Raw genomic sequence first — 3,705 nt, forward strand, 5'->3', positions numbered from 1 at the left:
ATGATTGTTGTAGAGAAGTCGGTCGAGTTATCTTAGAAAAACGATAACTTCCCTCTCTAATCGTACATTCTACTGTATTCAAGCAAATTGTCCCCAGGTCTTCCAACAAAGTCCGAAAACTATGCACAGGGATGTTCTCTTGATTCCGTTTTTTTCTCTCTTTAGACTGCACCGATTCACTGCGACTCGCTTTAATCACATCCAGAGAACTATCATCAATTTCTTCATCCTCAAATAATAAAGGAGCTAAGGACTGTTTTAAATGCCATTCCACTTCTTTTTCAATAAACTGGCTAAATTTATTGAGAATCTCATCGATTAATTCTTGATTGATCGTAGTTGTTTTAATAGGTTTTTCAGAGTCAATTACTAAAGAATCAATTTGGGTCTTTTCGGAAAACTTTCTAATATTGTCATGATTAAAAATTGTCCATAAAAGCTGAGAAAATAGGGTTTTGCCACTATTATTGTAGTCAATAAAAGTATAAAAATTCTTGGTTAAATCTATAGTTTGATTATTATTTCTAATTGATCCCAAATTCTTGATCAGTAGTTCCATATTATTTTTACCAATCGCACCGAGAGGATAACTAATTTTTTAAAGGTGGACAAAATGCCCACCTTTAAAACTATTGCAAACTGCTAGTTAATTGACTTTTGGCCTTAGCTAAAGCTTCGTTTAACTTACTAGCATCCCGTCCCCCAGCTTGAGCTAAATTGGGACGACCACCACCACCACCAGCGCAGATTTTAGCGATCGCACCGATAAATTTACCCGCTTGTAAACCCCGATCTTTAATCACCCGGGGACTAAAAGCGGCCACTAAACTCACTTTATCAGCTGCGGGAGTCGAGGCCAAAACCACTGCCCCTTCCCCTAATTTTTGCTGTAGTCTTTCGGCTGCGGCCATCAAAGCATTAGCATCAATATCACCCAAAGAAGCGACTAATAGCTTAAATTCGCCGATAGATTCGGCTTGAGATAGCAAAGCGTCCGATTTATTTAGGGCTAACTCCTGTTTAACCGCTTCTAACTGCTTTTGTGTGCCTTTTAACTCCGATTGTAGGGCCGTGATGCGATCAGGAATTTCCAGAGGTTTGACCTTAAAGCGATCGCAAAGATCCCGCACCACCTGATCCCGTTCATTCAGGTATGCTAACACGGCAGGGCCGGCCACCGCTTCGATGCGACGAATTCCCGCGGCGATTCCCGTCTCGGAGATGATTTTAAATAAACCGATCTCGGCGGTATTTTTAACGTGAGTTCCCCCGCATAATTCCATAGAAACGCTAGGAATATCGATGACGCGCACTTCTGAGCCGTATTTCTCGCCAAACATGGCAATAGCTCCCTTTTGCTTCGCTTCTTCCAATCCCATCACCGCTATCTCGGTGTCATGCGCTTCGGCAATCCAAGTGTTAATCTGTTCTTCCACCTGTTGCAATTCAGAGCTAGTCAGGGGACGAGGACAGTTAAAATCAAAACGGAGGCGCTCAAAACTGACGAGGGAACCTGCTTGGGAAATCCCCCCATCGACAAGCTTTTTCAAGGCCGATTGTAGCAGATGGGTGGCGGTATGATTAGCTTGAGCGCGACGACGACAGGAGCGATCGATCTGTGCATTAATTGTATCGCTGGTGGTGACAATTCCCCGCTCAATCCGACCAAAATGGATAAAAATCCCCGATTCTTTCTGCACATCCTCCACGCGGATAAGCAGATTATCGCCGGTTAAATAACCCTTGTCACCGATTTGTCCACCCGATTCGGCATAAAAAGGGGTTTTATCGAGAACTACCTGCACCTCAGTGCCTGCTGCGGCTGATTCCACCGTTTTACCGGCGACTAAAACCGCTGTTACTGTTGCGGTTGCTTGCAAATCCGTATAACCGAGAAATTCCGTCGGGTGAATATGTTCCGCCAGCTTATCTAAACTGCCCTGTACCGTCAAATCTATGGTTTCGTGGGCGGCTTTTGATCTTTGCTGCTGTTTTTTCATTTCCTGCTCGAAACCCGCCGTATCGACGCTTAAACCCTGCTCCTCGGCGATTTCTTGAGTGAGTTCCAGGGGGAAGCCATAGGTATCATAAAGGGTAAAGGCATCGACTCCCGAAATCTGGCTTTTTTCTTTTTCTAGAATCGATTCGAGCAGTTTCTCGCCTCTTTCTAGGGTTTCTAAAAATCTCGCTTCCTCTCGCTCTAATTCTGCCTTGATCACCGTTTCTCGTTCCCGAACATTGCCATAGACGGACTCGGAAAGAGCGATCGCAACTTCCGCCACTTTGGTGATAAATTGACCTTCAATACCGATTAAACGCCCGTGCCGTACTACTCTGCGAATCAGACGACGCAGGACGTAACCTCTGTCAGTATTCGATGCTGAGATACCATCCGCTATCATGTGTACTACCGAACGCACATGATCGCCGATGACTTTCAGGGAAACTTTCGTTTTTTCGTCCGCTTTCTGGTAGTCTATGGCTGCTAACCGGGCCGCTTCAGCGACAATCGGGAAAATTAGGTCAGTTTCGTAGTTATTGGCGACTTTTTGCAGGATTTGCGCCATCCGTTCCAAACCCATCCCCGTATCGATATTTTTATTGGCCAGGGGTGTCAGATTGCCATCCGCGTCGCGGTTATACTGCATGAAGACGAGGTTATAAAACTCGATAAAACGGCTATCATCCTCTAAATCGATGGTTTTATCCCCTAATTCCGGGTGAAAATCGTAGTAAATTTCCGAACAGGGACCACAGGGACCCGTGGGACCCGATACCCAAAAGTTATCCGCTTCGCCCATTTTTTGGATACGATGGGCAGGAATACCGATTTTATCGCGCCAGATAGCGAAAGCTTCCTCATCCTCCCTAAAGACACTAACGACTAATCTTTCGGGGGGAAGGTTAAAAACTTCTGTGGACAATTCCCAGGCCCAGGCGATCGCTTGTTCTTTAAAATAATCACCAAAGCTAAAATTGCCCAACATCTCAAAAAAAGTATGATGTCTGGCAGTCCGGCCGACATTTTCGATGTCGTTGGTGCGAATACATTTTTGGGAAGTGGTAGCGCGGGTAAATTCTGGGGTCTTTTGCCCTAAGAAAATCGGTTTAAAAGGGAGCATTCCCGCAATAGTCAGCAAAACGGTGGGATCTTCTGGAACTAGGGAGGCACTAGGGAGAATTTTATGGTTTCTGGCCGCAAAAAAGTCTAAAAATCGCTGGCGAATCTCGCTTCCGCTTAGGTGGTTACTCATAGAAGATGTCAGTTAGTCAGAAAATGCCTATTTTATCCATTGTGGCATTTTTGCGTTTTAACTCTCCACCTTTACTCTCGCGCCACTTGTCGGACTTGTTCTAAGTCTAAATCCAAAGCTTGAGCGATTTGTTCCACACTTAAACCCAAAGCCAGCAAACGGGGAATAGATTCCAGTTTAGCCTCTAGTTTTCCTCGCTCTAGTCCTTGTTCGAGTCCTCGCTCTAGTCCTTGTTCGAGTCCTTCCTGTCGTCCTTCCCGTTTAGTTGCTTCCTTCCATTCCTGATAGGTTTGAGATAAGGTCATAAACACCTCTCTATCTTCAGTTTCTAGGATGTTATTTATTTCCATACTAACCCGCCAACTAATTAATAATTCCAGCACATTTTCCCGGAAAGCATTACCTTGAGGTAATTCTAACAATTCTCGCACCGCTTGGTCTTGAGTTTTTC

2 protein-coding genes and 1 pseudogene are annotated in these 3,705 nt (G+C 44.8%); all 3 read right to left on the reverse strand.

What is annotated here, in order from left to right; all coding sequences use genetic code 11:
* Positions 1 to 559 (reverse strand): annotated as a pseudogene (locus IM500_RS16040) (hypothetical protein); the annotation flags it as partial.
* A 70-nt stretch (positions 560 to 629) separates the two neighbouring features.
* Positions 630 to 3,254: an alanine--tRNA ligase gene (alaS, locus tag IM500_RS16045; protein WP_190722408.1), complete on the reverse strand. Its 2,625-nt coding sequence runs from the start codon at positions 3,252 to 3,254 to the stop codon at positions 630 to 632.
* Positions 3,255 to 3,325: 71 nt separating this feature from the next.
* Positions 3,326 to 3,705, reverse strand: a 380-nt coding sequence (locus tag IM500_RS16050; RefSeq protein ID WP_502882361.1) for an RpnC/YadD family protein, incomplete at its 5' end; no start/stop codon positions are given.

Origin of the sequence: Microcystis sp. M179S2, from assembly GCF_020245805.1 — a bacterium.
GTDB classification, from domain to species: Bacteria; Cyanobacteriota; Cyanobacteriia; order Cyanobacteriales; family Microcystaceae; genus Microcystis; species Microcystis aeruginosa.

Bases quoted from the DNA above. Each gene is read 5' to 3' on its own strand.
- alaS (WP_190722408.1), bottom strand. From the start codon at position 3,254: ATGAGTAACCACCTAAGCGGAAGCGAGATTCGCCAGCGATTTTTAGAC.